Annotated in this window: 20 protein-coding genes; all 20 read right to left on the bottom strand. The window is 44.5% G+C overall.

What is annotated here, in order from left to right:
• Positions 1–11 precede the first annotated feature (11 nt).
• Entirely contained in the window at positions 12–911 is a 900-nt protein-coding gene (ilvE, locus tag ACFQWC_RS17040; RefSeq protein WP_299741419.1) for a branched-chain-amino-acid transaminase, read from the bottom strand.
• Between the two features lie 714 nt (positions 912–1,625).
• Positions 1,626–2,771 (bottom strand): homogentisate 1,2-dioxygenase, encoded by a 1,146-nt coding sequence (locus tag ACFQWC_RS17035; protein ID WP_341357310.1) that lies wholly within the window; start codon positions 2,769–2,771, stop codon positions 1,626–1,628.
• Positions 2,719–3,702 (bottom strand): fumarylacetoacetate hydrolase family protein, encoded by a 984-nt coding sequence (locus ACFQWC_RS17030; protein ID WP_341357309.1) that lies wholly within the window; start codon positions 3,700–3,702, stop codon positions 2,719–2,721. The genes ACFQWC_RS17035 and ACFQWC_RS17030 overlap by 53 nt, the downstream gene beginning before the upstream one ends.
• Before the next feature lie 6 nt (positions 3,703–3,708).
• Positions 3,709–4,320 (bottom strand): flavin reductase family protein, encoded by a 612-nt coding sequence (locus ACFQWC_RS17025; protein WP_299741416.1) that lies wholly within the window; start codon positions 4,318–4,320, stop codon positions 3,709–3,711.
• The gene (hisC, locus tag ACFQWC_RS17020) at positions 4,321–5,553 is read right to left on the bottom strand and encodes a histidinol-phosphate transaminase (RefSeq protein WP_377108629.1); all 1,233 of its coding nucleotides are present in this window, start codon (positions 5,551–5,553) and stop codon (positions 4,321–4,323) included.
• Positions 5,554–5,619: 66 nt separating this feature from the next.
• A complete protein-coding gene (gene hppD, locus ACFQWC_RS17015) occupies positions 5,620–6,735 on the bottom strand; it encodes a 4-hydroxyphenylpyruvate dioxygenase (RefSeq protein ID WP_341357307.1) in 1,116 nt (371 codons plus the stop codon).
• Between the two features lie 120 nt (positions 6,736–6,855).
• Positions 6,856–8,283: a dihydrolipoyl dehydrogenase gene (lpdA, locus tag ACFQWC_RS17010; protein WP_341357306.1), complete on the bottom strand. Its 1,428-nt coding sequence runs from the start codon at positions 8,281–8,283 to the stop codon at positions 6,856–6,858.
• Positions 8,284–9,468 carry a dihydrolipoamide acetyltransferase family protein gene (locus tag ACFQWC_RS17005; RefSeq protein WP_377108626.1) on the bottom strand — a complete coding sequence of 395 codons (1,185 nt, stop codon included), beginning with the start codon at positions 9,466–9,468 and terminating at the stop codon, positions 8,284–8,286.
• 15 nt (positions 9,469–9,483) lie between these two features.
• Positions 9,484–10,479 carry an alpha-ketoacid dehydrogenase subunit beta gene (locus ACFQWC_RS17000; protein ID WP_299741412.1) on the bottom strand — a complete coding sequence of 332 codons (996 nt, stop codon included), beginning with the start codon at positions 10,477–10,479 and terminating at the stop codon, positions 9,484–9,486.
• Position 10,480: 1 nt separating this feature from the next.
• The gene (gene pdhA, locus ACFQWC_RS16995) at positions 10,481–11,545 is read right to left on the bottom strand and encodes a pyruvate dehydrogenase (acetyl-transferring) E1 component subunit alpha (protein WP_299741411.1); all 1,065 of its coding nucleotides are present in this window, start codon (positions 11,543–11,545) and stop codon (positions 10,481–10,483) included.
• Between the two features lie 56 nt (positions 11,546–11,601).
• Positions 11,602–12,708, bottom strand: a complete 1,107-nt coding sequence (locus tag ACFQWC_RS16990) for a Leu/Phe/Val dehydrogenase (protein ID WP_299742626.1) — start codon at positions 12,706–12,708, stop codon at positions 11,602–11,604.
• Between the two features lie 107 nt (positions 12,709–12,815).
• Complete coding sequence (locus ACFQWC_RS16985) at positions 12,816–13,211, bottom strand: thioesterase family protein (RefSeq protein WP_341357304.1); 396 nt, start codon at positions 13,209–13,211, stop codon at positions 12,816–12,818.
• A 390-nt stretch (positions 13,212–13,601) separates the two neighbouring features.
• The gene (locus tag ACFQWC_RS16980; RefSeq protein ID WP_299741409.1) at positions 13,602–14,396 is read right to left on the bottom strand and encodes an ABC transporter ATP-binding protein; all 795 of its coding nucleotides are present in this window, start codon (positions 14,394–14,396) and stop codon (positions 13,602–13,604) included.
• Positions 14,380–15,399 (bottom strand): ABC transporter permease, encoded by a 1,020-nt coding sequence (locus ACFQWC_RS16975; protein WP_299741408.1) that lies wholly within the window; start codon positions 15,397–15,399, stop codon positions 14,380–14,382. Before ACFQWC_RS16975 ends, ACFQWC_RS16980 begins: the two co-directional genes overlap by 17 nt.
• A gap of 16 nt (positions 15,400–15,415) precedes the next feature.
• Positions 15,416–16,387 carry an ABC transporter substrate-binding protein gene (locus tag ACFQWC_RS16970; protein ID WP_044339235.1) on the bottom strand — a complete coding sequence of 324 codons (972 nt, stop codon included), beginning with the start codon at positions 16,385–16,387 and terminating at the stop codon, positions 15,416–15,418.
• 442 nt (positions 16,388–16,829) lie between these two features.
• Positions 16,830–17,786 (bottom strand): NAD(P)H-dependent flavin oxidoreductase, encoded by a 957-nt coding sequence (locus ACFQWC_RS16965; RefSeq protein WP_377108623.1) that lies wholly within the window; start codon positions 17,784–17,786, stop codon positions 16,830–16,832.
• Positions 17,787–17,910: 124 nt separating this feature from the next.
• A complete protein-coding gene (gene paaX, locus ACFQWC_RS16960; RefSeq protein WP_299741406.1) occupies positions 17,911–18,786 on the bottom strand; it encodes a phenylacetic acid degradation operon negative regulatory protein PaaX in 876 nt (291 codons plus the stop codon).
• A gap of 157 nt (positions 18,787–18,943) precedes the next feature.
• On the bottom strand, positions 18,944–19,165 hold the full coding sequence (locus ACFQWC_RS16955; protein ID WP_299741405.1) for a hypothetical protein: 222 nt from the start codon (positions 19,163–19,165) through the stop codon (positions 18,944–18,946).
• A 75-nt stretch (positions 19,166–19,240) separates the two neighbouring features.
• Entirely contained in the window at positions 19,241–20,446 is a 1,206-nt protein-coding gene (locus tag ACFQWC_RS16950) for a thiolase family protein (protein WP_299741404.1), read from the bottom strand.
• Positions 20,443–21,318: a 3-hydroxyacyl-CoA dehydrogenase gene (locus tag ACFQWC_RS16945; RefSeq protein WP_299741403.1), complete on the bottom strand. Its 876-nt coding sequence runs from the start codon at positions 21,316–21,318 to the stop codon at positions 20,443–20,445. The genes ACFQWC_RS16950 and ACFQWC_RS16945 overlap by 4 nt, the downstream gene beginning before the upstream one ends.
• Between the last annotated feature and the right edge of the window lie 44 nt (positions 21,319–21,362).

The raw sequence follows: 21,362 nt of genomic DNA, 5'->3' as shown, positions 1-21,362 counted from the left end.
TCACCTCCAACTTAGCCAACTTGAGCATTTTGTTTGTAAACTTTTCTTCCATCTTGCGTGACAGTGTTTCTGAACTCCTGCAATAATTGGGTTGTATACTTTCCAGGTTTCCCTTCACCGATTACGCGGCCATCAACCTTTACAACGGCAATGACTTCTGCGGCTGTCCCAGTTAAGAACACTTCATCCGCTGTATATACATCATGACGGGTGAAGACTTCTTCCTTCATCTCGAATCCGAGCTTTTCGGCAATCTCGATGATTGCATTACGGGTGATTCCTTCAAGGGCCCCTACATATCCGGGCGGGGTTAAGATTTTTCCTTTTTTGACAATGAAGATATTGTCGGCTGATCCTTCAGCTACATATCCTTGATCGTTAAGCATTAACGCTTCACTTACACCAGCCAGATTGGCTTCGATTTTTACCAGAATATTATTTAAGTAGTTTAAGGATTTAACTTTTGGTGAAAGAACATCTGCACGGTTACGGCGGCTTGCTACTGTAACGATATCGATGCCTGTTTCGTATAAGCTTTTAGGGAACAGGGCTAATTGTTCTGCAATGACAATGATTTGTGGTTTTCTACAAGTAAATGGATCCAACCCTAAGTTTCCAACACCTCTAGAAATGACCACACGTATGTAGGCATTCTCTAGTTGATTCTTTTTCAATGTATCGACGATAATGTCACACATCTCTTCTTTCGATACTTCGATATGCAACATGATTGATTTCGCAGAGTCATAAAGGCGATCAACATGTTCTTCTAGACGGAACACATTCCCATCGTACATTCGAATCCCTTCGAACACTCCATCTCCATATAGAAAACCATGGTCGTACACAGATACAACTGCGTCTTCCTTTTTTACGTATTGCCCGTCTAAGTAGATCCATTGTTCGTTCATGTTAATCATTCCTTTCCTGGTGAGAATTTATTTAATTTTTCGAATTTTATTTTTGCACTGAAGGACGATTTCTCCAGTTGCTTTGGAGCCTGTTGAACAGCAGTTTGGAATAAGTTGTGGTTGTTGCTTCCTGCTGGTTCATATTTTTTTATTGAGGACAATATTACTCCCGTTTCCCGGGAAGGTCAACAGGCTTTTCGTAAATTTTTTGACTATTTAGATTTATCTGATTATAAGTAAACGCTTACATCTTTGTCCTTATAGAGTTTATTGGGAGAAAAAAATATTTTGGATTTTTTTTATTAACAGGGTGAATGACGCTTCAGATCCCATGAGGAGCCCAATCAGATATTTTTCGACAAAATCCTATGGGAATGGGGGTTTAGGGGAGTTTAGACCTGTGTGTATCTGACTGATATATTCTCACTTCTTTTTCATAATTGAGAATTCATTTTTCTATTAATTTGTAGGGATGAATGATTATTAATCTGGTAAGACGATCACCAATATGTAATGAATTCTATTAAAACCTTTCATTCCCATAATCCGTAATGCCTTTCAAACCAGAATGTAATTTTATTTTTTCTACAGGAATGAATAATCTTTCATAAAGAAATATATTCTCCCAAAAAGCAGTCGCCACTATTTTAAACTGTATATAAATAAAAAAGAATCAACCCAAGTAACCGGACGGTCTTTGGATTGATTCTTCCTTTACACCCATGTAAACATATAATTCGGATCTTCGACATCCTTTGCTTTTTTAACGATCTTCAACGGTTTGAAAGTATCGATCATAACGGCAAGCTCCAGGGTTTCTTTTTTCCCGATACTGGCTTCTGTCGTTCCTGGATGTGGACCGTGTGGAATCCCGCTCGGATGGAGGGTAATCGATCCTTCTTTGATTCCCTTTCTGCTCATGAAGTTTCCTTCCACATAGTACAGCAGCTCATCGCTGTTCACGTTGCTGTGATTATAAGGAGCCGGAATCGATTCCGGATGGTAGTCATATAGTCTTGGAACAAATGAGCAGACAACGAAGTTATGCCCTTCAAACGTTTGATGAACAGGAGGCGGCTGATGCACACGCCCTGTGATCGGCTCAAAGTCCTCAATGTTGAATACCCAAGGATAAAGATAACCATCCCAGCCGACAACGTCCAGTGGATGATGATTTAACACATGGGAATGAAGCGCTCCCCTTGATTTGGTGATCACTTCGAATTCTCCTTCTTCATCCATCGTTGCAAGCCTCTCAGGTCCTCGTAAATCCCGCTCACAAAACGGACTGTGCTCCAGTAATTGTCCGTACTCATTTCGATAACGGCGAGGTGTGGTAATCTGACTGAAGGACTCGACGATCAGCATCTTCGTCTCTTCTTCAGGAACGACACGGTAGATGGTCCCGATCGGAATCACCACATAATCCCCTTTTCCATAGGTGAGGGTTCCGAACATCGTCTCTACCTGCCCTTTACCAAAATGGATATATAGCATTTCATCTCCATCACCATTTCGGTAAAAGCTTGTCATCTTTTCTGTGACATAGGCTGTTCCAATCAATAAGTCCGAATTACCGAGTAAATATTCACGGCTCTTTAAGGCACAGCCTTTTTTCTCGACTCTGTCTGTAAAGAAATGTCGATGACGGAGAGCACCCTCTTCCTCAAACTCCGGCATATAACTCCCTAAATACTCTGTCTTCGCCACAGCCGTCGGCAAATGATGATGATACAGAATCGACTGTGTTCCCGAGAACCCCTTCGTCCCCATGACCTGCTCCCTGTAGAGCGTGCCATCATCCTTTTTAAACATGGTGTGACGTTTGTGAGGTATTTTCCCCAGTTGACGATAGTACATGGTTCTCCTCCTCTCTTTTCTTTGCAATCGTATTACTCAAGACTCCTAATCCTCTAATCTCTAATTCCACCAAGTCCCCCGACTTCAACCATGGATGCGTTTCAGGACCCAGCTCCAATATACATCCTGTTCCAACAGTTCCAGATCCAATCACTTCGCCGGGATACAGGGTGACGTCTTGCGAGGCGCGCTCGATCATGTCTGCAAAAGTATAATGGATGTCCTGATAATTCCCCTCGGATAAAAGTATCCCATTCACTTTTGCCGACATAGGAAGATCAAAACGGTTTCCCTTGCGATAGGTTTCCAGTTCATCCTTCGTCACTAAATAAGGACCGAAAGAAGTGGCAAAATCCTTTCCTTTCGCGGGTCCAAGTCCTACTTTCATCTCATGCTTCTGGATGTCTCTGGCACTCCAATCATTCATGATGAAATAGCCGTATATATGGTCTTCTGCGTTTTCTTTTGAAATGGTTTTTCCTTCTCTGCCAATAACGCAGGCGATTTCCAATTCATAATCGAGCCACTCACATCCAGCAGGTTTTGCGATGTGATCGCCAGGACCTTTTATAGCTAAGTGATTGGTAAAATAAAAGACGGGGATGTCATACCATTCTGGAACCACATCGAGTCCCCTCCGTTTACGTGCCGTTTTCACATGCTCTTCAAATGCATAGAAATCACGTATGCTGACAGGCCTTGGAATCGGCGACAACAGGGTGACATCACGTAGTGAATACACTCCTTTGTCTTTTTCTGAAAAGGTGCCGAGCTCCTTCATCCGTTTTAGGCCTTCGTCTCCAAGCTCGATGATGGATAACATATCTTTAGGGAGCAAACCTCCGCTCACAGCATGGATGTCTACGACAAGTTCATCCTGAACTTTTCCCGCTCTTACTTCTCCTTCTTTTAAAAAGCTAACCAGCTTCACGTGTCATCACCTTTTTCGGATCAATTCAAATGAATCGGATAATGGTTTGGTGTACATTTGTCCAGCCAGTCTTCCTACCGGCTTTAACTTCTCTGAATCTATTTTGCCGTCGTAATAGAGTTCGTCATCGATTCTGACGCATTCTACCTTCCCGATCACAAGACTCCCTGCACCAGGATGATCGCCGAAGTGGAGAACCTCATGAAGAACGCATTCTAATTGAACCTTGCTTTCAGATACTCCAGGAGGCTTTACCATGATGGACTCTTCCTTCGTCAGACCGACTTGTTCGAATTCATCAACGCCAGATTCATATTCGATGGCACAATTATTCATTTTCTCCACGAACTCTTCACTGACGATATTGATGACGAATTCCTTCGTCTTTTCGATATTTTCAAGGGTATCTTTTTTGCTGCCATCCTTTCCCTTTCTCATGGGAGAGAAGCAGACGAGCATCGGGTCGGCACAAATGGCCGTAAAAAAGCTGTATGGTGCAAGATTCGCATTCCCTCCTTCATCAAGAGATGAAACGAACGCAATCGGACGCGGTAAAATCGAGCCAATCATTAATTTATAAGCATCCTGCCACTGAAGAGTATGCGGTTTGATATCCATCTATTTCACCCCTTCACTTTGTAAAATATCTTCCAACGCTTGTATGAACCTCTTGTTATCCTCTTCTGTTCCAATCGTGACCCGTACGGTCGTTGGGTACCCAAGAAGAGTTCCTGAACGGACGACCAATCCCCTTTTCACAAGCTCATATGAGACCGTGTCACCATTCAATCCGGTATCCACCATGATAAAGTTCGATTGAGAGGGGAAATAGGATACACCCAGACGGTCAAACTCCCCTTCTAAAAAGAGGCGACCCTGCTCGTTCTTATGAGTACACTCTCTTATAAATGCCTGATCTTCAAGGGCGATGACCGCTGACTTCTGAGCAACCGTATTTACATTGAAGACATCTTTCACTTTTCGGAGCTGTTCAGCTATTTCTTGGTTCATGACGCCGAAACCGACTCTTAATCCCGCAAGGCCATATATCTTTGAAAATGTTCTAAGAACAATCAGATTTTCGAATGTTGACAGCAGCGGCAAGGTTTCTAAATAATCATCGGTTGTGACGTATTCCATATAGGCTTCATCCACTACCACCAATATATGCGACGGTACCCTCCCGATAAATTCCAGGAGCTCTTTCTTTCCGACGATGGTCCCGGTAGGATTATTGGGATTACACACAAAGATCATCTTGGTGCTCGGGGTGATCTGGTCGTGCATCGCTTGCAGGTCATGAGTACCGTTGACTAAAGGAACGATAATCGGGGTGCCCCCTTCTAAGAACACATTGGTTTGATACCTGGGAAAAGTAACGTCCGCCATAATGGCTGCGTCACCGTTACTCAAATAGGCCCTCGTCAATAATCGGATCACTTCATCCGAGCCATTCCCAAACACGAGCTGTTCCTTAGGCACTCCTAAAAATGTCGCTACCTTATGACTAAGGTCGACGGCAGCTCCGTCTGGATACAAAAACAAGTCGCTTCCGTTTTCTTTAAACCACTGCTTCACTTTTGAAGAGCAGCCATATATGTTTTCATTTTCTGATAGCTTTCTGATAGAGCTCAGACCATGCTCCTTCTGTAAGTCTGAGAGCGTTTTCCCCAGCACATATGGAGCGATATGTGAGACCGCTTCTCTTGTTTTGAACTTCAGTGCCATACATGAATCCCCGCCTTCCTCATGGATGAAGGGGGTTGACTCACGTGTTAGCTTATCTTCTCGTTCAAATATAGTACCCGCAATCTGTACGATATTATGAGTAGAAGCAGCTAATCTCTTCATGAGTTAACCCCCTGACCGGTCCTTTGACCCCCGTTATATATGTTCTATCTATCTATTTTTTTATTTTTATAGGTTTCCTCTGCGTTCCTGCTCCCGCTCGATGGATTCGAATAATGCTTTGAAGTTTCCTTCTCCGAATCCTCTTGCACCTTTTCGTTGAATCACTTCAATGAATAGGGTTGGACGGTCCACGATTGGTTTTGTGAAAATTTGAAGCAGGTAGCCTTCGTCATCACGGTCTACTAAAATATTCAACTCTTTGATTTTAGAAATCTCTTCGTCGATTTCCCCTACACGCTCTGAAAGCATGTCGTAATAGGAATCCGGCGTGTTAAGGAATTCCACCCCGTTTTCTTTTAAAATACCGACTGTTTTCACGATGTCTTCGGTTAAGATGGCAATATGCTGAACGCCGGGACCACCATAGAATTCAAGGTATTCCTGGATTTGTGATTTGCGTTTTCCTTCGGCCGGCTCATTGATCGGGAATTTGATTCGACCGCCGTTATGCATCACCTTCGACATAAGGGCAGAGTATTCTGTTGTAATATCTTCATTCGTAAAATGACGCATTTCCTTAAAGCCCATCACTTTTTCGTAATACTCCACCCACTCTTCCATGCGCTCCACGTTTCCTACTACATGATCGACAGCGATGATGCCTGCATCTTCATTTTTCAGCGAAGAATCATACTTTTCAAAGCCTGGCATGAAGATCCCCTTATAATCTTTACGTTCTACAAGGGTGTGAATCGTATCCCCGTATGTACCAATGATGGCTTTTTTCAGTTTTCCGTTATCATCTTCGAGCGTAGAAGGGGGCATGATTTCAATCGCGCCGCGGGACACCGCTCCAGTGTAAGCCTTTTCAACATCATCCACCACAAGGGCGATATCTTTAATGCCGTCCCCGTGATGCTTCACGAATTGGGACACCCGGCTGCCTTCGTGCAGGCTTCCTGTAATCACCAATCGTACTTTATTTTGTTGCAGTACATAGGATACTGTGTCACGATTTCCTGTTTCCAGTCCTGAATAGGCAACGGTCTTAAATCCGAATGCCGTACAGAAGAAGTGGGCGGCCTGCTTTGCATTTCCCGTATAATACTCTAAATAATCGACATCTCTTACCGGGAAGACATCTTCTACTTTAACCTGCTTTTTTGCTACATTCTCTTGCATCCTGAACCCTCCATTAAACGTTAATTTATTCTGAATATTATATTAAATAGTTTTCTAGAACTTCTCAAGAGTCGCTAGTAAAGCTTAAACGCTTCTCTGCGTAAAAGCGTGTCCCTCACTTTATCTCGCCAGCTCTTTTTTTCGGGGAGGCATGTGCACGGCGTCTCCCTTTAATCCTTCAACCGCTTCTAATAAGCTTTCGTTCATACTTGGATGAGGATATACAGGAAAGCGAAAGTCCTCATCTCTCGCTGCCATTTCAAGGCCAAGCACCCCTGAGGTGATCAACTCGGCTGCTCCCATCCCCATTATATGAATCCCAAGAATCAAATCCGTTTCACTGTCTGACACGACTTTCACGAATCCATCCTTTTCATCCGTCAGCTGAGCGTACCCGTTTCCTCTGACAGGGTTCTCACTCACTCTAACCGAATAACCTTCCTCTCGTGCTTCCTCCTCGGTAAGGCCCGCACACGCAATTGGCGGGCTCATCTGCACCACCGTCGGCACAAACTGCAGATCTACCTCCACCTCTAGCCCAGCCATCGCCTCTGCAGCCGCCTTCCCCTGTTTGATCGCTTTGACTGCGAGGGACGGACCTTCCGTTACATCGCCGATCGCCCATATAGTTGGAATGGAGGTTCTTCCCTGATAATCCGTATGGATATAGCCTTCTTCTGTCAGCTCAAGGCCCAGACGGTCAAGGCCAAGGTCGCTTATATTCGGCTTTACTATTCCGCTCCCCACAAAATGAGAGCCTTCCAAAGAAACCACTTCCCCGTTCTCTTTGTCCAGCCTCACCATGACTTTCCCTTCTGTTTGGCTCGCAGTTTGCACGGTCGAATTCTTGATCACATTGATTTTCTGCTTTTTCAATTGCCTGAATAGCTCTTTTGAAATAGAAGAGTCAAATGAAAATTCATCATTTAAAATAAGCGTGACGCTGCTGCCCAATAGGGAGAAAACAGACGCGATCTCTAAGGAAATATAATCGCCCCCGTATACGATGAGTTCCTCTGGTATTTCCTCCAGCTGAAAAATTTCTCTCTCCTTCAGTACAAGAGTCGAATCAAATTCTATCCCCTCCGGGTAATGAAATTCACCACCAGTCGCGACGATGGACTGCTTGAAATTAAAGAGGGAAAACTCATGACCGTTTTCAACTCCAATGCGGGATTCTGACAGGAAGGATGCAGAACCCTTTACGATCTCAATCTTATTCGCTTTACAAAGGGATTCCACACCTTTTCGAAGCTGTGTGATTTTTTTATTTTTATAGCTTTGAAGAGTAGAAAGATTTGCTTCTACTTCCCCAAACTCCATCCCCATCTCTTTCAGGTGCTTCGTCTTTTTGAATTCTTGGGCAAAATGGGTAAAGACTTTTGATGGAATGCAGCCTTTATTCAAGCAGGTCCCGCCCAGCTCTTCTCTTTCGATCAGCGTCACATTCAGTCCTAAACCCGCAGCTCGAATGGCTGCATGATAGCCGCCTGGACCTCCCCCGATGACGACAATCTCTTTATCTTCTGTGATCTCTCCCACTACCATTTACATCAACTCCAAAAGCATGGACTCGGGCTGTTCGATCAAATCCCGTAATCGATTTGTAAACTTCACGGCCGTTCCGCCATCTACCACTCTGTGGTCAAACGACATAGACACATTCATCATGGAGCGGACGACAATTTCATCCTTATCATTCACCATAGGGCGTTTCTTCGTCTTATGGAAAGCGAGGAGGGCAACTTCCGGTTCGTTAATGATCGGAGTGGCTCCGATCGACCCGTTCAGGGGCCCTACGTTACTGACCGTGAAGGTTCCGCCTTTGATATCTTTCATCGTTAACTTGCCTTCCTGTGCGTTAATGGTCAGTGTCTTCATTTCTCTGTGGATGTCCTTCATTGTTTTCCCTTCAACATGTTTTATGACGGGGACAATCAGTCCTTCGTCTGCATCTACAGCGATTCCAATATTGTGATGGGACTGGAGCTCGACACACTCCTCCTGTTCATTGAGACGGGCATTGAAGATTGGAAACTCTTTCAAACAGATAGAAATGGCTTTGATAAAATAAGCTCCAACGGAAATGGACCCGCCGCTCACTTTCATGGTATCTTTCCAGGATAGCAGATTCGTAACATCGATTTCTTCAAAATGGGTACAGTGCGGGATCGTTCTGAGTGACTGTGACATTTTAGAAGCAATTTGTTTGCGTCTGCCTCGAAAAGGAATGGTCTTTGTGCCGGATTCTTTTGATGCTGCAGGTGTGACGGATTTAGATTCTTCCACTGGCTGTTGAGATGTATGACTTTCTCCTTTCATATAAAGGAAAATGTCTTCATCAAGTATTCTGCCTCCCACTCCGGAACCAACCACTTCCTCTATGTTGATACCATTCTCCCTTGCTATTTTCCTCGTATACGGGGATGCAAGGATCCTTCTTTTCTTCAACACTTGAGTTGTTTGTGAAATGGATCGCTCGCCTCCAGTCTGTTTCACTTGTTCATGATCCATTAACAGAACAGTGGATCCCACTGGAATCGTTTCCCCTTCACTTACCGTAAATTCCTTGATCACACCTGAAAAAGGTGCCGGAATCTCCGCAGTCATTTTATCTGTTTGAACCTCTACTAATGGTTGATCGGCTTTTACGACATCTCCCACTTTTACAAGAAAGTGATTGATATTGGCTTCGGTCATGCCTTCCCCAATATCATGAAGCTTAACTTCCATGGACTCCCTCCTTGTCTAATAGCGTGCTACTTTTTCCACTGCAGCTAATACACGTTTGCTGTCAGGTAGATAGAAATCTTCAAATCCGAAATAAGGAACAGGGGTATCGAATCCAGTCACCCGTTCAGTCGGCGCTTTTTGATATAAAAAGGATGTGTCATTGATAATCGCCAGCACATCATTTCCGACTCCACCGGTGGCATGGGCTTCATGGACGATCACGGTTCTTCCCGTTTTCTGGACAGAACTTGAAATGAGGTCCTTATCCAGGGGATAGAGTGTCCTTAGATCAAGCACTTCGCAGGAAATGCCTTTACCTGTCGCTTCCTTAGCAGCATCCTCAGCTATCTTCACCATGGCCCCCCATGCGATGATCGTGACATCTTCACCTTCCTTGACTACTTTTCCTTTCCCGATTTCCACCGTATACTTTTCCTCCGGTACTTCTTCACGTGAAGATCGGTAGCATCTCATAGGCTCCAAGAAGAGAACGGGATCCGGATCTTCAATGGCAGCAATCAACAGTCCCTTCGCATCATACGGTGTTGCGGGACAAACGACTTTAATTCCCGGCATATGTGTAAATAGCGCTTCCGTGCTATCGGAGTGAATTTCAGGGGCTCTGACTCCAGCACCATAAGGAGCGCGTATCACCAATGGACAGGTGAAATGACCAAGAGTACGGGAACGCAACCGGGAAGCATGGGTCATGATTTGTTCGTATGCTGGATAGATGAACCCCAGAAATTGGACCTCAGCTACAGGACGAAAACCGTTTAACCCCATACCAATAGCCGCTCCAATAAACCCTGCTTCACTTAAAGGTGTATCGAGAACCCTGTCTTCCCCAAATTCCTGTTGAAGACCGTCCGTTGCCCGAAACACACCACCATTCGTTCCGATGTCTTCACCCATCAATAGGACATCCTCGTTTTCCTCAAGCATCACCCTCATACCGTCCGTGATGGCTTGAACCATCGTCAGCGTCTTCATCTTTGTTAAGGTGCTCATTCTACTCACCTCTCAATAGCTCAAGGAGCTTTTCTTTTTGTTCTTGAATCGTCCACGTTGGGGTGGCAAACACATAATCAAAGATCACACTCGGATCTGCTGCTGGATAGGCTTCTAACTCCTCGACGGCAAGATCCACTTCCTTCGCACATTCCTTTTGAACAGACGTCATCCACTCTTCATCGATCCAGCCTTTATGCTTCATGAATCTCGTTAAGCGATCAACAGGATCGTTCTCCCTGCGACGGCTCTCACTTTCCAGCTGATCACGGTATTTGGTCGGATCATCGGCAGTCGTGTGGGCACCATATCTCCACGTCACGGACTCGATCAAGGTAGGTCCGTCCCCATTTCTCGCTCTCTCCAATGCTTTCAACGTTTCAAAATAAACAGCAAAAATATCATTGCCGTCGATTCGAACACTTGGAATGTCATAGGCAAGAGCCTTCTGGGCAATGGTTTTCGTTTTCATTTGCTTGTGCATGGGAACGGATATGGCATAGTGGTTATTTTGATTAAAAAAGACAACCGGGGCCTCCCAGACGCTTGCCAGGTTCAATCCTTCATGGAAATCACCCTCTGAAGTGGCACCATCTCCAAAATAAACAATAGCTGCATTACGTGTTCCTTTTCTCTTCTCCGCATAAGCCGCCCCTACCGCATGTGGAAGCTGGGTCGCTATCGGAATACCGGGAGTGAAAATATTCTTTCCTTCCGGGGGCACACATCCTTCATTCCGGCCTTTCCAGAATAGGAGGATATGAAGCAGGGAATGTCCGAATGTCATGGTTGCGCCATGATCACGATAGGATGGGAATAACCAGTCTTTGTCCTTTAGGGCAAGTGCGCTCCCCACCTGGGACGCCTCCTGTCCTTCATAAGGAGCATACGTCCCGATCCTTCCCTGACGTTGGAGACTCACCGCCTTCCTATCAAAGGTACGGATCCTGATTAAATGCCGATAAAATGTACGGGCCAAGTCTTCTGAAATATCCTTTTCATACTCCCATTGAAGTAATTCTCCTTGTTGATCAATTACCTGAACCAATTTAAATTCCTCGATCATTTCATCACCTCTTGTGGTGCTTTTTTGTCGTTACGGTAAACTCTTGATTTGCTTTTTTATGTCCTAACCGACCATTTCGGACGTTTTGCGTGGGAGAAAAAGCTGTTTCTTCTTGTGCGTGAATGAATGCGGTCTTCACAGAAACGATTGGCTGCTTCGACTGTGGTCATGTGCTGGTTTTCTGATTGCAGGTAAATATTCTGGAGGCTGTTATAGATGGCACTTGTTTTTTGGAGTACGCGTTCTTTGTTAGGTTCGTATAATTCGTCAGCTACTTGAATCAATCCGCCTGCATTGACGATATAATCAGGTGCGTAAAGAATCCCTTTTTCATGCAGCTGCATTCCATGAGACAGGTCCAATAATTGGTTGTTGGCAGATCCTACAACCGCTTTTACTTTCAGCTGATCAATCGTATGATCGTTGATGATCCCGCCAATTGCACATGGTATGAATACATCCGCATCAACTGAGTAGATTTCATCCCCGCCTACGACCTTGATCGCTGCTCCCATACTTTTCGCCTTGGAAACCAACTGATCGATGGATTTCTGGCTAATATCCGTTACGTAGAGGTCCGCTCCCTCTTCCAGTAGACGCTCGGCTACCTTATATCCCACTTTTCCCAACCCTTGAATGGCGTAGCTTTTTCCATGAAGATCCTTTGAACCCCACACGTTTTGGTTGGTTGCCTGCAAGCCGTAGATCACTCCCATGGCAGTCGGGATGGATGAATCTCCACTACCTCCGTACTCTTCATTAACGCCTACAATACAATTCGTTTCTTTTAATGCATAAACAAAATCTTCAGGCGTGGTCCCCATGTCTGTCCCTGTATAGAATCGTCCGTTAAGGGATTCAACGAATTGACCGAAGGCACGGAACAGTTCCGGATGTTTGTCTTTTTCAGGATCCCCGATAATAACCGCTTTTCCTCCTCCAAAGTCCACATCGGCCGCGGCACATTTGTAAGTCATTCCTTTTGATAAACGTAAAACGTCCTCCAATGCTTCATCCACTGATGCATAAGGTCTCATTCGACATCCGCCCAGTGCAGGGCCGAGAGTGGTATTATGTATGGCGATGATGGCTTTGAGTCCTGTTTCTTCATCGTTGCAGAATACAACCTGCTCATGATTTTGTATTTTCTGAAACATATCCATTTCTATTCCCCCCACAAGCTCTCTTGTTGGAACCGCTTTCATTTTTGTCGTTACGTTAGGCACTAAAGCTTCCTCCTTTTACATTCTTATTCAAGAAGTGGTCAAAACTAGTTTTCTTTTATTCTTTCTTTGATTTTTTCTTTTGGCAGGACCACTTGCTTTACTTCACCTTTTCCAATGAGTCTGTCACTCTCTCTATCTCTGACAGTCACTTCGGTTACGATGATATTTCGTTCATATTTAATAACGCTCGCTTTAATTTCAAGAGAGGAACCGATTTTCGCCGGAGCCATATGCTCAACGTTCACTTTGGCTCCCATACCTTCTTCATGTTCTTCTAAATAGGGTAGAATGATTTTTCTCGATGCCCATTCCATGTGGTAAACCATCGAGACGGTTGAATACACAGGATGTACGACGTTTCCTTCAAACTGGGCATACATGCTGGGGATTACTTCTGTCGTGACGACTGCCGTATGTCCTTCTGCTAATCCAGACTTCATTGCTTTCCCCCTTTAAACCAACAAATTATATATTTTTATATAACGTTAATTCAACGATATAATAACATTTTGTTTTATAAATAGTCAATAAATTGTTAAAATTTAAAATATTATATTAATATAATTTATGCAGAGGGACGGACCTATCGGCGAAGCCGAAGGTCCGTCCCCCACTCAAATGCGAAGGCGGCTTGCTCAGAGGCGACAAGCATAAGGTGAACCTGCCGGAAAGGCGCGTTCTTTGCCTTTTTGGCAGGTTCACCTTATGACCTCGAGCCTCTAGCCGCCGGAGCTAGACGACTCCCTTTTCTAGATAAACAATTAAAATATTCTAAACACAAAAAAGCAACGGAACAAAGTCCCGTTGCTTTTTGTAGAAGGTTGTTAATCTTATGAAAGAAGTGCCCGGTCGCTTGCGAGTTTGCTTCCACGGATCCGTTGGAATTCATGTAGAAGTCCTTCGACTGTGAGGTGCTTCTTCTCTTCTTCATTTACCTCTAATATGATTTGACCTTTATCCATCATGATCAATCGGTTGCCAAGGTCAAGCGCCTGCTGCATGTTATGGGTAACCATTAAGGTCGTGAGCTTATACTTCTCTACAATCTCTTTTGTCAGGTTTGTAATCAGATCAGCTCTAGCAGGATCCAATGCCGCCGTATGCTCATCCAGCAATAAGATCGACGGCTCGGTAAATGTCGCCATCAGTAGAGAGAGCGCTTGCCTTTCCCCGCCTGATAATAATCCTACCTTTGCATTCAATCGGTTTTCTAACCCTAAGTGAAGAGTTTCCAGTACTTCTTTGAAAAACACTCTCCGTTTTTTGGTTACCCCCATTTTAAAGGTACGCGTACGATTTCGTGAATACGCCATAGCCAGGTTTTCTTCTATGGTCATGGAAGGCGCCGTTCCTGCCATGGGATCCTGGAACACGCGACCGATGAGCTTTGATCGTTTATACTCGGAAACCTTCGAGACGTCATGATCATCGATGAGAACATTTCCGATATCTGGCAGAAGCACACCTGAAACGATGTTCATCAATGTCGATTTCCCAGCTCCGTTACTTCCAATCACAGTGACGAAATCCCCTGGTTTCAGAGTCAGCTGGATGTCATCAAGGGCGATTTTTTCGTCAGGTGTCCCTTCATTAAATACTTTGTGAATTCTATTTAATTGTAACACCGCTCTCACCCTTTCCATCTGTGATAGGAGCCTTGTTTATTCGTTCTGCCATTCGCTGAGCTTTTCGTTTCTTATCCTTGTAGCGATCCATCACTTTAGGCATCACAAGTGCAAGAATCACGATTGTCGCCGTGATCAGCTTCATATCTCCCGTTTCCAGGAAATCGACACGAAGTGCCATGGAAACGACCAATCGGTAGATGATCGCTCCTCCAATGACAGCCAATGTAGTACGGGCGATTGTTTTCGTTCCAAATAGGGCTTCTCCAATGATGACGGAAGCAAGTCCAATGATAATCATCCCGATACCCATTCCAACATCTGCAAAACGGCTATACTGAGCAATCAACGCACCGGATAGTGCAACCATCCCGTTCGAGATTCCCAAGCCAAGAATGATCATTAGATTCGTATTAGCGGAAAAGCTGCGGATCATTCGCTGATTATCTCCTGTCGCTCTAAGGGCCAATCCAACTTCCGTTTTCAAAAAGCCATCCGTTAAAAATTTAATGACAAGGGTAATGATCGTCATGATGAATAAAATGCTCCATGTTCCCGGTACAGGCTCCCCGAGTCCGACCGCCATCCACAATTTATTGAGAGCGGCATCGATCCCGAGTGGTGACCAGAATCCTTCCACCCCTGTAAAAGCAGTATCCTGACTAAGTAAAGGTACATTCGATCGTCCCATTATCCTGAGATTGATTGAATAAAGAGCAATCATCATTAAAATCCCTGATAATAAGGCATTAATCTTTCCAAATGTGTGAAGTAATCCTGTTATACATCCTGCAACAAATCCGATGACAATCGCTGTAATGGTTGCGATGACTGGATTTACGCCACTGACAATCATGGTGGCAGCGACAGCGGCTCCCGTAACGAAGCTGCCATCGACTGTTAAATCAGGAAAATCCAATATCCGAAAGGACAAGTAGACTCCGAGGGCCATAATAGCGTAAATGATTCCAGATTCAAAGGATGCGAATATTGCTGTTGGCACGAATCATCATCCTCTCTTATTTCTCTTCGTAAAACTCTCCTAAATCAGACCATGCATCCTGGACTTCTACACCTTGCTCTTCAGCAGCTTGCTTATTGATCATTAACTTAAAATTCTTTGGATACTCAACATTGATTTCAGAAGGTTTCTTTTCACCTTTTAAAATTTTTGCAGCCATCAATCCCGTTTCGTACCCAAGATCTTCGTAGCTGAATCCACTAGCTGCAATCGCACCTTTTTTCATTGAATCCAGTTCACCCACAAATAAAGGAATATCTTTATCATTTGAGACACTGATGACTGATTCCAATGCAGATACTACCGTATTATCAGTAGGAACGTAAATCGCATCCACACGACCTACCAGTGATTCTGCCGCTTGCTTTACATCAGCTGACGTAGATACAGAAGCTTCAACAACTTTTGCTCCCTTTTCTTCAGCAAGCTTTTTCACTTCTTCAGCCTGTACAACGGAGTTTTGTTCACCTGAGTTATAAATAACACCAATATTTTTCGCTTTCATTTCATCTGTAATAAATGAAATTGTCTTAGAGATTGCTTCAGGATGAGTATCTGTGGTTCCTGTGATATTCTCACCAGGCTCCTCGAAGGATTTCACTAATTCAGCACCAACGGGATCAGTCACTGACGTGAACACGATTGGAATTTCCTTTGTAGCATTTAATGCGTGCTGAGCACTTGGGGTTGAGTTTGCAAAGATGAGGTCGACGCCATCACCAACGAAGTTCTTGGCAATCGTTTGTGAATTTGTAGGATCCCCTTGAGCAATTTGAACATCAAACTTCACATTTTTACCTTCTTCAAGGCCATTTTCAGCTAAAGCTTTCTTAAAACCTTCAAACGCTGCATCTAAAGACGGATGTTCCACAATTTGGGTTACCCCGATAACATATTGTTTTTCACCATCTCCTCCACCTGAGCTTGTATCACTACCACAGCCCGCTAAAACCAGCATTCCCAGCATCATTGAGATGACAACAAGTAATAAACTCTTCTTCTTCACAGAAATCCCCCTTTTTCTCTTCCTAATTTATGATCAGTAGTCTAGTAGACTAGCAAACCCAAGTATGATAAAAATGATCTTCAGCGTAAATACAACGTTATATTATCACTCCTGTCACAAAATAGTCAATAATATTCCGAAAATTTAAAAATTAATACTAGTATAGTCGGTATTAGCAGTGATTTCTAGAGGGATTCGGGGGAAATTTTTCTGAAGGACTCCAATTATCCTGGATATTCGATAGTTTCTTGCTATAGTTTTTCTACTTCACGCTCTTCTTTTCATACTGTTGTGCTGAAATCTACTAAACTTGTGCCACTTTCACCAAAACTTGTGCCAAATTGTGAACACCACCATAAAAAAGACACTTTCCCAATTAAGGAAAAGCGCCTTTCACAACAATCTATTAAGATTCCACACCGCTGCCCGAAAGCTTCCTAAAAATCCCCTGGGCATCATTTATCATTCTCTCTACCAGTTCCTTCACAGTCGGAACATCTGACACAAGGCCAGACACCTGCCCTCCGTTGATAAAGCCTTGATCCAGCTTGCCTTCAAGTGCCCCTACACGATGATAATCCTCCGAGGTCATTTGACTGAACTCTTCAAGTTCGACCCCCTCTTGTTCTTTTTGAATCAGTTGTGCAGCATAAGGCGTTTTCATGACCCTTCTTACCCTTCCGATAGAACGCCCGACGATGATCGTGCTATCATCTTTTGCTTCCACTAGTGTCGATTTATAGTTTTCATGAAAAGGAGCTTCCTGTGTAGCAATGAACCTCGTTCCCATTTGCACACCACTGGCACCTAGCGCGAGCATGGAAGCGAGTCCCCTTCCATCACCTATTCCTCCTGCTGCGACCACAGGAATGTCCACGGTATCCACGAGTTGTGGAATTAGGGCAAGCGTTGTCGTTTCCAGATTGGAGTTGATCCCGGCAGCCTCATAACCTTCCGCCACGATCACATCTGCACCTGCGTCTTCCGCTTTCTTTCCCTGCTTTTTAGATGCGACGACACAAATCACCTTAACATTGTGCTCATGAAAGTACGGGATGAGTGGGGCGGGATTTCCAGCTGACAGGGAAACGACTGGTATTCGATGAGTCACCACTATGCGAATCATTTCCTGCAGGTGTGGGGTGATGGAGATCGGGATGTTTAATGCGAATGGCTTGTTTGTTCGTTTCTTGGTTTCAACAACAATCCCTTCCACTTCCTCCATACTCATCGTTCCGACTCCGATCGTACCGAGTGCCCCGGCTTCCGAGATGGCTGCGGTCAACTGGGCATTGCTGATGTTCCCCATTCCCCCTTGAATAATTGGATATTTTATATGTAATAGTTCGGATAGGTTATTCATAAAAATCCCCCTTCGTTAAATTAATGTTATACTTTTTGGAATTGTTAGACAAGTATATATTTTGTAGATTCCGGAGGTCCGTCCCTCAAAAAAACCACTTGCCGAAGCAGCAAGTGGTTTTTTGTCAGTCTAGTAATAATGGATGGGTCATGACGTTGTAGCTTTGGTCTTTGTTTTTTAGCTCGTTTCCGTCTTCGAAGACACTTTCGAAGAAACGGGAGGCTGGTTCTGCGAGTTCTTTGTAGTATTCTCCGAACAGGGAGGCTGCGTGTGCTCCCAGCCACTTTTCAGGCAACAGCTCTTCTGGTAAGCCTGGATCGACGAAAAGGAATTTGCGGTATTCATGGACAAGCTTCGTTCGTTCAACGAAGCATTCAGCATCGCTCATCTGTCCTTTTCCGATTTTACTTTTATCAATCATGTATTTTTGACTGTAGTGAGAAATGAATTCCTGGTAGCGGTCATTGATTTCTTTAAGGTCCCAGCTTTTCTCGATCAATCGTTGATTCTCATTGGGCCCTTCATATCCAGCAATGAAGAAATCGACGTATTCTTTAATATCGTATTTTCCAATTAGGGTTTGTACTTGTACTTCTAGATTGTTGGGAGAAATCCACGTGCTCGTCGAAAGAGTTCCGAATCCGCTCCAAACCAGTTCCTTTCTCAGTTCATCCCGGATGCTCCTAATCTCTTCAGGAATCGAGTACATAAGGATTCTCCATTTACCGTCCCATTGTTCGGGTTTGAGCTTAAAAATCCTCTTTGCCGCTTCTTCCATACGGGTCACTCCGCGTTCAGTCAGGGAGTAGTAGCTTTTGTTCCCCTGTTTCTCTGCCTGAACCCAACCTTGCTTATTCATTCTCGAAATAGCTGCCCGGACCGCTTGATCGTTGTGACCAAATTCATTAAGCAAGCGAATCAAACTGCCAATCCATATCTTGTTGCCATAGTGTCGTATATAATCCCCATATAGTGTAAAGATCATTGATCGTGTATTCATCGGTGCCTCTCCTTTAGATATATTCCGTTTGTTTATGACGTTTAATTTACGTTTAGTTTATATATTATCATAAACATTCTATGAAAATAAATGAATATTCTTGATTTTTCTATTTCTACAGCACAAAAAAATCAGGCTCATTTACAGAGCCCGACCCTCAATGATACATCCTCAACATCTCCAGCATTTTCACAAAATCATACGTATTTACAACCTGCTCTTTTGACCAATTCGTCTCGATCCATTCCACAAGCTCTTCCTGGCTGTTGAACACTTCCCCGCTCGTGTCGGCTTTTCTTACCATGAACCTGCCGTTGTCCTCATCAGCGACGACCAGACATGGAATCTCACTTTCTTTTGTCATGATTTCAAATTCCATTCTCTCACCTCACTTCTATCTTTTCTAAAAATCAAATGTTCTAATCACAAAAAGAGCCCTGGACAAACTGGGCTCTTAAGACTCTATATTCTCTACTAATGTCGCGATTCCCTGGCCTACACCGATGCACATGGTAGACAAGCCGTACCGTACCTTTCTCTTTTTCATTTCATACAGAAGGGTGGTAAGGATACGTGCTCCACTTGCTCCCAAGGGATGACCGAAGGCAATCGCTCCTCCATTCACATTGACGATTTCTTCTTTCAGCCCAAGCTCCCTGATGCAGGCGATGGATTGAGCAGCGAATGCTTCATTGAGCTCCACTAAGCCGATTTGGTCCAGGGCAAGGCCAGACCGTTTCAGTACCTTCTGTGTGGCATAGATCGGTCCCAGTCCCATCACTGAAGGTTCAAGCCCTGAGGTGGCTGATGTCATGTAGCGGGCCAGCGGTGTAACGCCTAATTCTTCAGCCTTCTCTCTGCTCATTAATAAGAGAGCAGATGCACCATCATTGACTCCGGATGCATTCCCTGCCGTCACTGTTCCTCCTTGGAATAAGGGTTTAAGCTTCTGCAGTTTGTCACTATTGGTATCGGGTCTTGGGTGTTCATCGATCTGGAAGATTGAGATATTCCCTCTACGGTCCCGTAATTCGACGGGAACAATCTCTCCTTTAAACCGTTCTTCATCCATGGCACGTTTCGCTTTCATTTGGCTCCAGTAAGCAAAGTGATCCTGTTCTTCCCTTGAAATGCCGAACTGTTTTGCCACGTTTTCGGCTGTTTCCGGCATAGAATCGGTTCCGTACTTTTCTTTCAGGCGGGAATTAACGAAGCGCCACCCTATCGTCGTATCGAACATTTCCATATTGCCCCTTGGGAAATCCTTTGAAGGCTTTGCCATGACGTAGGGAGCACGGGTCATACTTTCAGTCCCGCCTGCAATAAAAACATCCCCTTCATTAGCCAAAATGGCTCTAGCCGCATAGTTCACAGCGTCCAGTCCAGAACCGCATAAACGGTTGATGGTGGTAGCCCCGACTTCAACTGGGAGGCCTGCCAGGAGTGTCGACATCCGTGCTACGTTCCGGTTGTCTTCCCCGGCACCGTTTGCATTTCCAAGTACCACCTCTTCAATCGTATCCACCGGGACGAGGGGATTTCGTTCGACGAGGGCTTTAATAACATGTGCACCCAAATCATCAGGACGCACCTCTTTTAAAGAGCCTTTGTACTTTCCAATCGGAGTACGGACAGCATCGACAATCACAACCTCTCTCATGACTGGTGCTCCTTTTCCATTGTTTCCGAGTAATCGTAAACGCCCTTACCAGTTTTTCGGCCAAGACGTCCTGCCTTCACATACTTTTCTAAAAGAGGGGCCGGGCGATACTTTTCTCCAAGCTTTTCATGAAGGTACTTAAGATTATTCAATCGTGTATCCAGTCCGACTAAATCTCCCAGCTCAAACGGACCCATGGGATAATTTAACCCGAGCTTGATCGCTTTATCGATTTCTTCAGGAGAACCGAGTCCTTCCTGGAGCATGTAAAAGGCTTCATTCCCAACGAGGGCAGAGATTCTACTTGTGACAAAACCAGGGAACTCATTGATGACCACCGTTTCTTTCCCCATCAGGCGGGCAACTTGCTGGATGACCTCCGCCGTTTCATCACTTGTTTCCAATCCCTTCACGATTTCAACGAGTGGCATTTTATGTACAGGGTTGAAAAAGTGCATGGCAATGACTTTGTCAGGCCGTTTTGTAAAGGAGCCGATTTCAGTCGGGCTCATGGTGGAGGTATTCGTTGCCAGGTAGCAATAGTCCGGGGCATGCGCGTCCAGCACTTCAAATACGCCACGCTTGATGTCTGTCTTTTCCGGAACGGCTTCGATGACCACATCGGCATCCCGTACGGCAATCAAAAGATTCGTTGAATAACTCATAAGCTCTTTTGCTTCTACGTACTGCTGCTGAGTGAGCTTATTCCTTTCTATTCCTTTTTGAAAAATATGCTGAATCTCATTCCTGGCATGATCCAACTGTTCTTGTTTAATATCAACCAGTGTGGTCCGGAAGCCTCCAACTGCACTTACATAGGCAATTCCTCTTCCCATTACACCGGAACCTACTACCACAATATGCTGTGTCATGTTTTGTTTCCCCTTTCTTGCAATAAGGGGTTGACCCTGATAGG

Source organism: Rossellomorea sp. GCM10028870 (genome assembly GCF_042666755.1).
Classification (GTDB): domain Bacteria; phylum Bacillota; class Bacilli; order Bacillales; family Bacillaceae_B; genus Rossellomorea.
Note: the sequence above shows the minus strand (reverse complement) of the source record. Positions and strands in the feature narration are given on the sequence as shown.

What these genes read in the sequence shown, in the direction of transcription:
- ACFQWC_RS16950 (WP_299741404.1), bottom strand. Translation starts at nt 20,446, where the DNA reads ATGAGAGAGGTTGTGATTGTCGATGCTGTCCGTACTCCGATTGGAAAG.
- hppD (WP_341357307.1), bottom strand. Translation starts at nt 6,735, where the DNA reads ATGCAAGAGAATGTAGCAAAAAAGCAGGTTAAAGTAGAAGATGTCTTC.
- ACFQWC_RS16990 (WP_299742626.1), bottom strand. Translation starts at nt 12,708, where the DNA reads ATGGATATGTTTCAGAAAATACAAAATCATGAGCAGGTTGTATTCTGC.
- hisC (WP_377108629.1), bottom strand. Translation starts at nt 5,553, where the DNA reads ATGAAGAGATTAGCTGCTTCTACTCATAATATCGTACAGATTGCGGGT.
- paaX (WP_299741406.1), bottom strand. Translation starts at nt 18,786, where the DNA reads ATGAATACACGATCAATGATCTTTACACTATATGGGGATTATATACGA.
- ACFQWC_RS16955 (WP_299741405.1), bottom strand. Translation starts at nt 19,165, where the DNA reads ATGGAATTTGAAATCATGACAAAAGAAAGTGAGATTCCATGTCTGGTC.
- ACFQWC_RS17035 (WP_341357310.1), bottom strand. Translation starts at nt 2,771, where the DNA reads ATGTACTATCGTCAACTGGGGAAAATACCTCACAAACGTCACACCATG.
- ACFQWC_RS17005 (WP_377108626.1), bottom strand. Translation starts at nt 9,468, where the DNA reads ATGGAAGTTAAGCTTCATGATATTGGGGAAGGCATGACCGAAGCCAAT.
- ACFQWC_RS16945 (WP_299741403.1), bottom strand. Translation starts at nt 21,318, where the DNA reads ATGACACAGCATATTGTGGTAGTAGGTTCCGGTGTAATGGGAAGAGGA.
- lpdA (WP_341357306.1), bottom strand. Translation starts at nt 8,283, where the DNA reads ATGGTAGTGGGAGAGATCACAGAAGATAAAGAGATTGTCGTCATCGGG.
- ACFQWC_RS17025 (WP_299741416.1), bottom strand. Translation starts at nt 4,320, where the DNA reads ATGGATATCAAACCGCATACTCTTCAGTGGCAGGATGCTTATAAATTA.
- ACFQWC_RS17000 (WP_299741412.1), bottom strand. Translation starts at nt 10,479, where the DNA reads ATGAGCACCTTAACAAAGATGAAGACGCTGACGATGGTTCAAGCCATC.
- pdhA (WP_299741411.1), bottom strand. Translation starts at nt 11,545, where the DNA reads ATGATCGAGGAATTTAAATTGGTTCAGGTAATTGATCAACAAGGAGAA.
- ACFQWC_RS16985 (WP_341357304.1), bottom strand. Translation starts at nt 13,211, where the DNA reads ATGAAGTCTGGATTAGCAGAAGGACATACGGCAGTCGTCACGACAGAA.
- ACFQWC_RS16965 (WP_377108623.1), bottom strand. Translation starts at nt 17,786, where the DNA reads ATGAATAACCTATCCGAACTATTACATATAAAATATCCAATTATTCAA.
- ACFQWC_RS16970 (WP_044339235.1), bottom strand. Translation starts at nt 16,387, where the DNA reads ATGATGCTGGGAATGCTGGTTTTAGCGGGCTGTGGTAGTGATACAAGC.
- ilvE (WP_299741419.1), bottom strand. Translation starts at nt 911, where the DNA reads ATGAACGAACAATGGATCTACTTAGACGGGCAATACGTAAAAAAGGAA.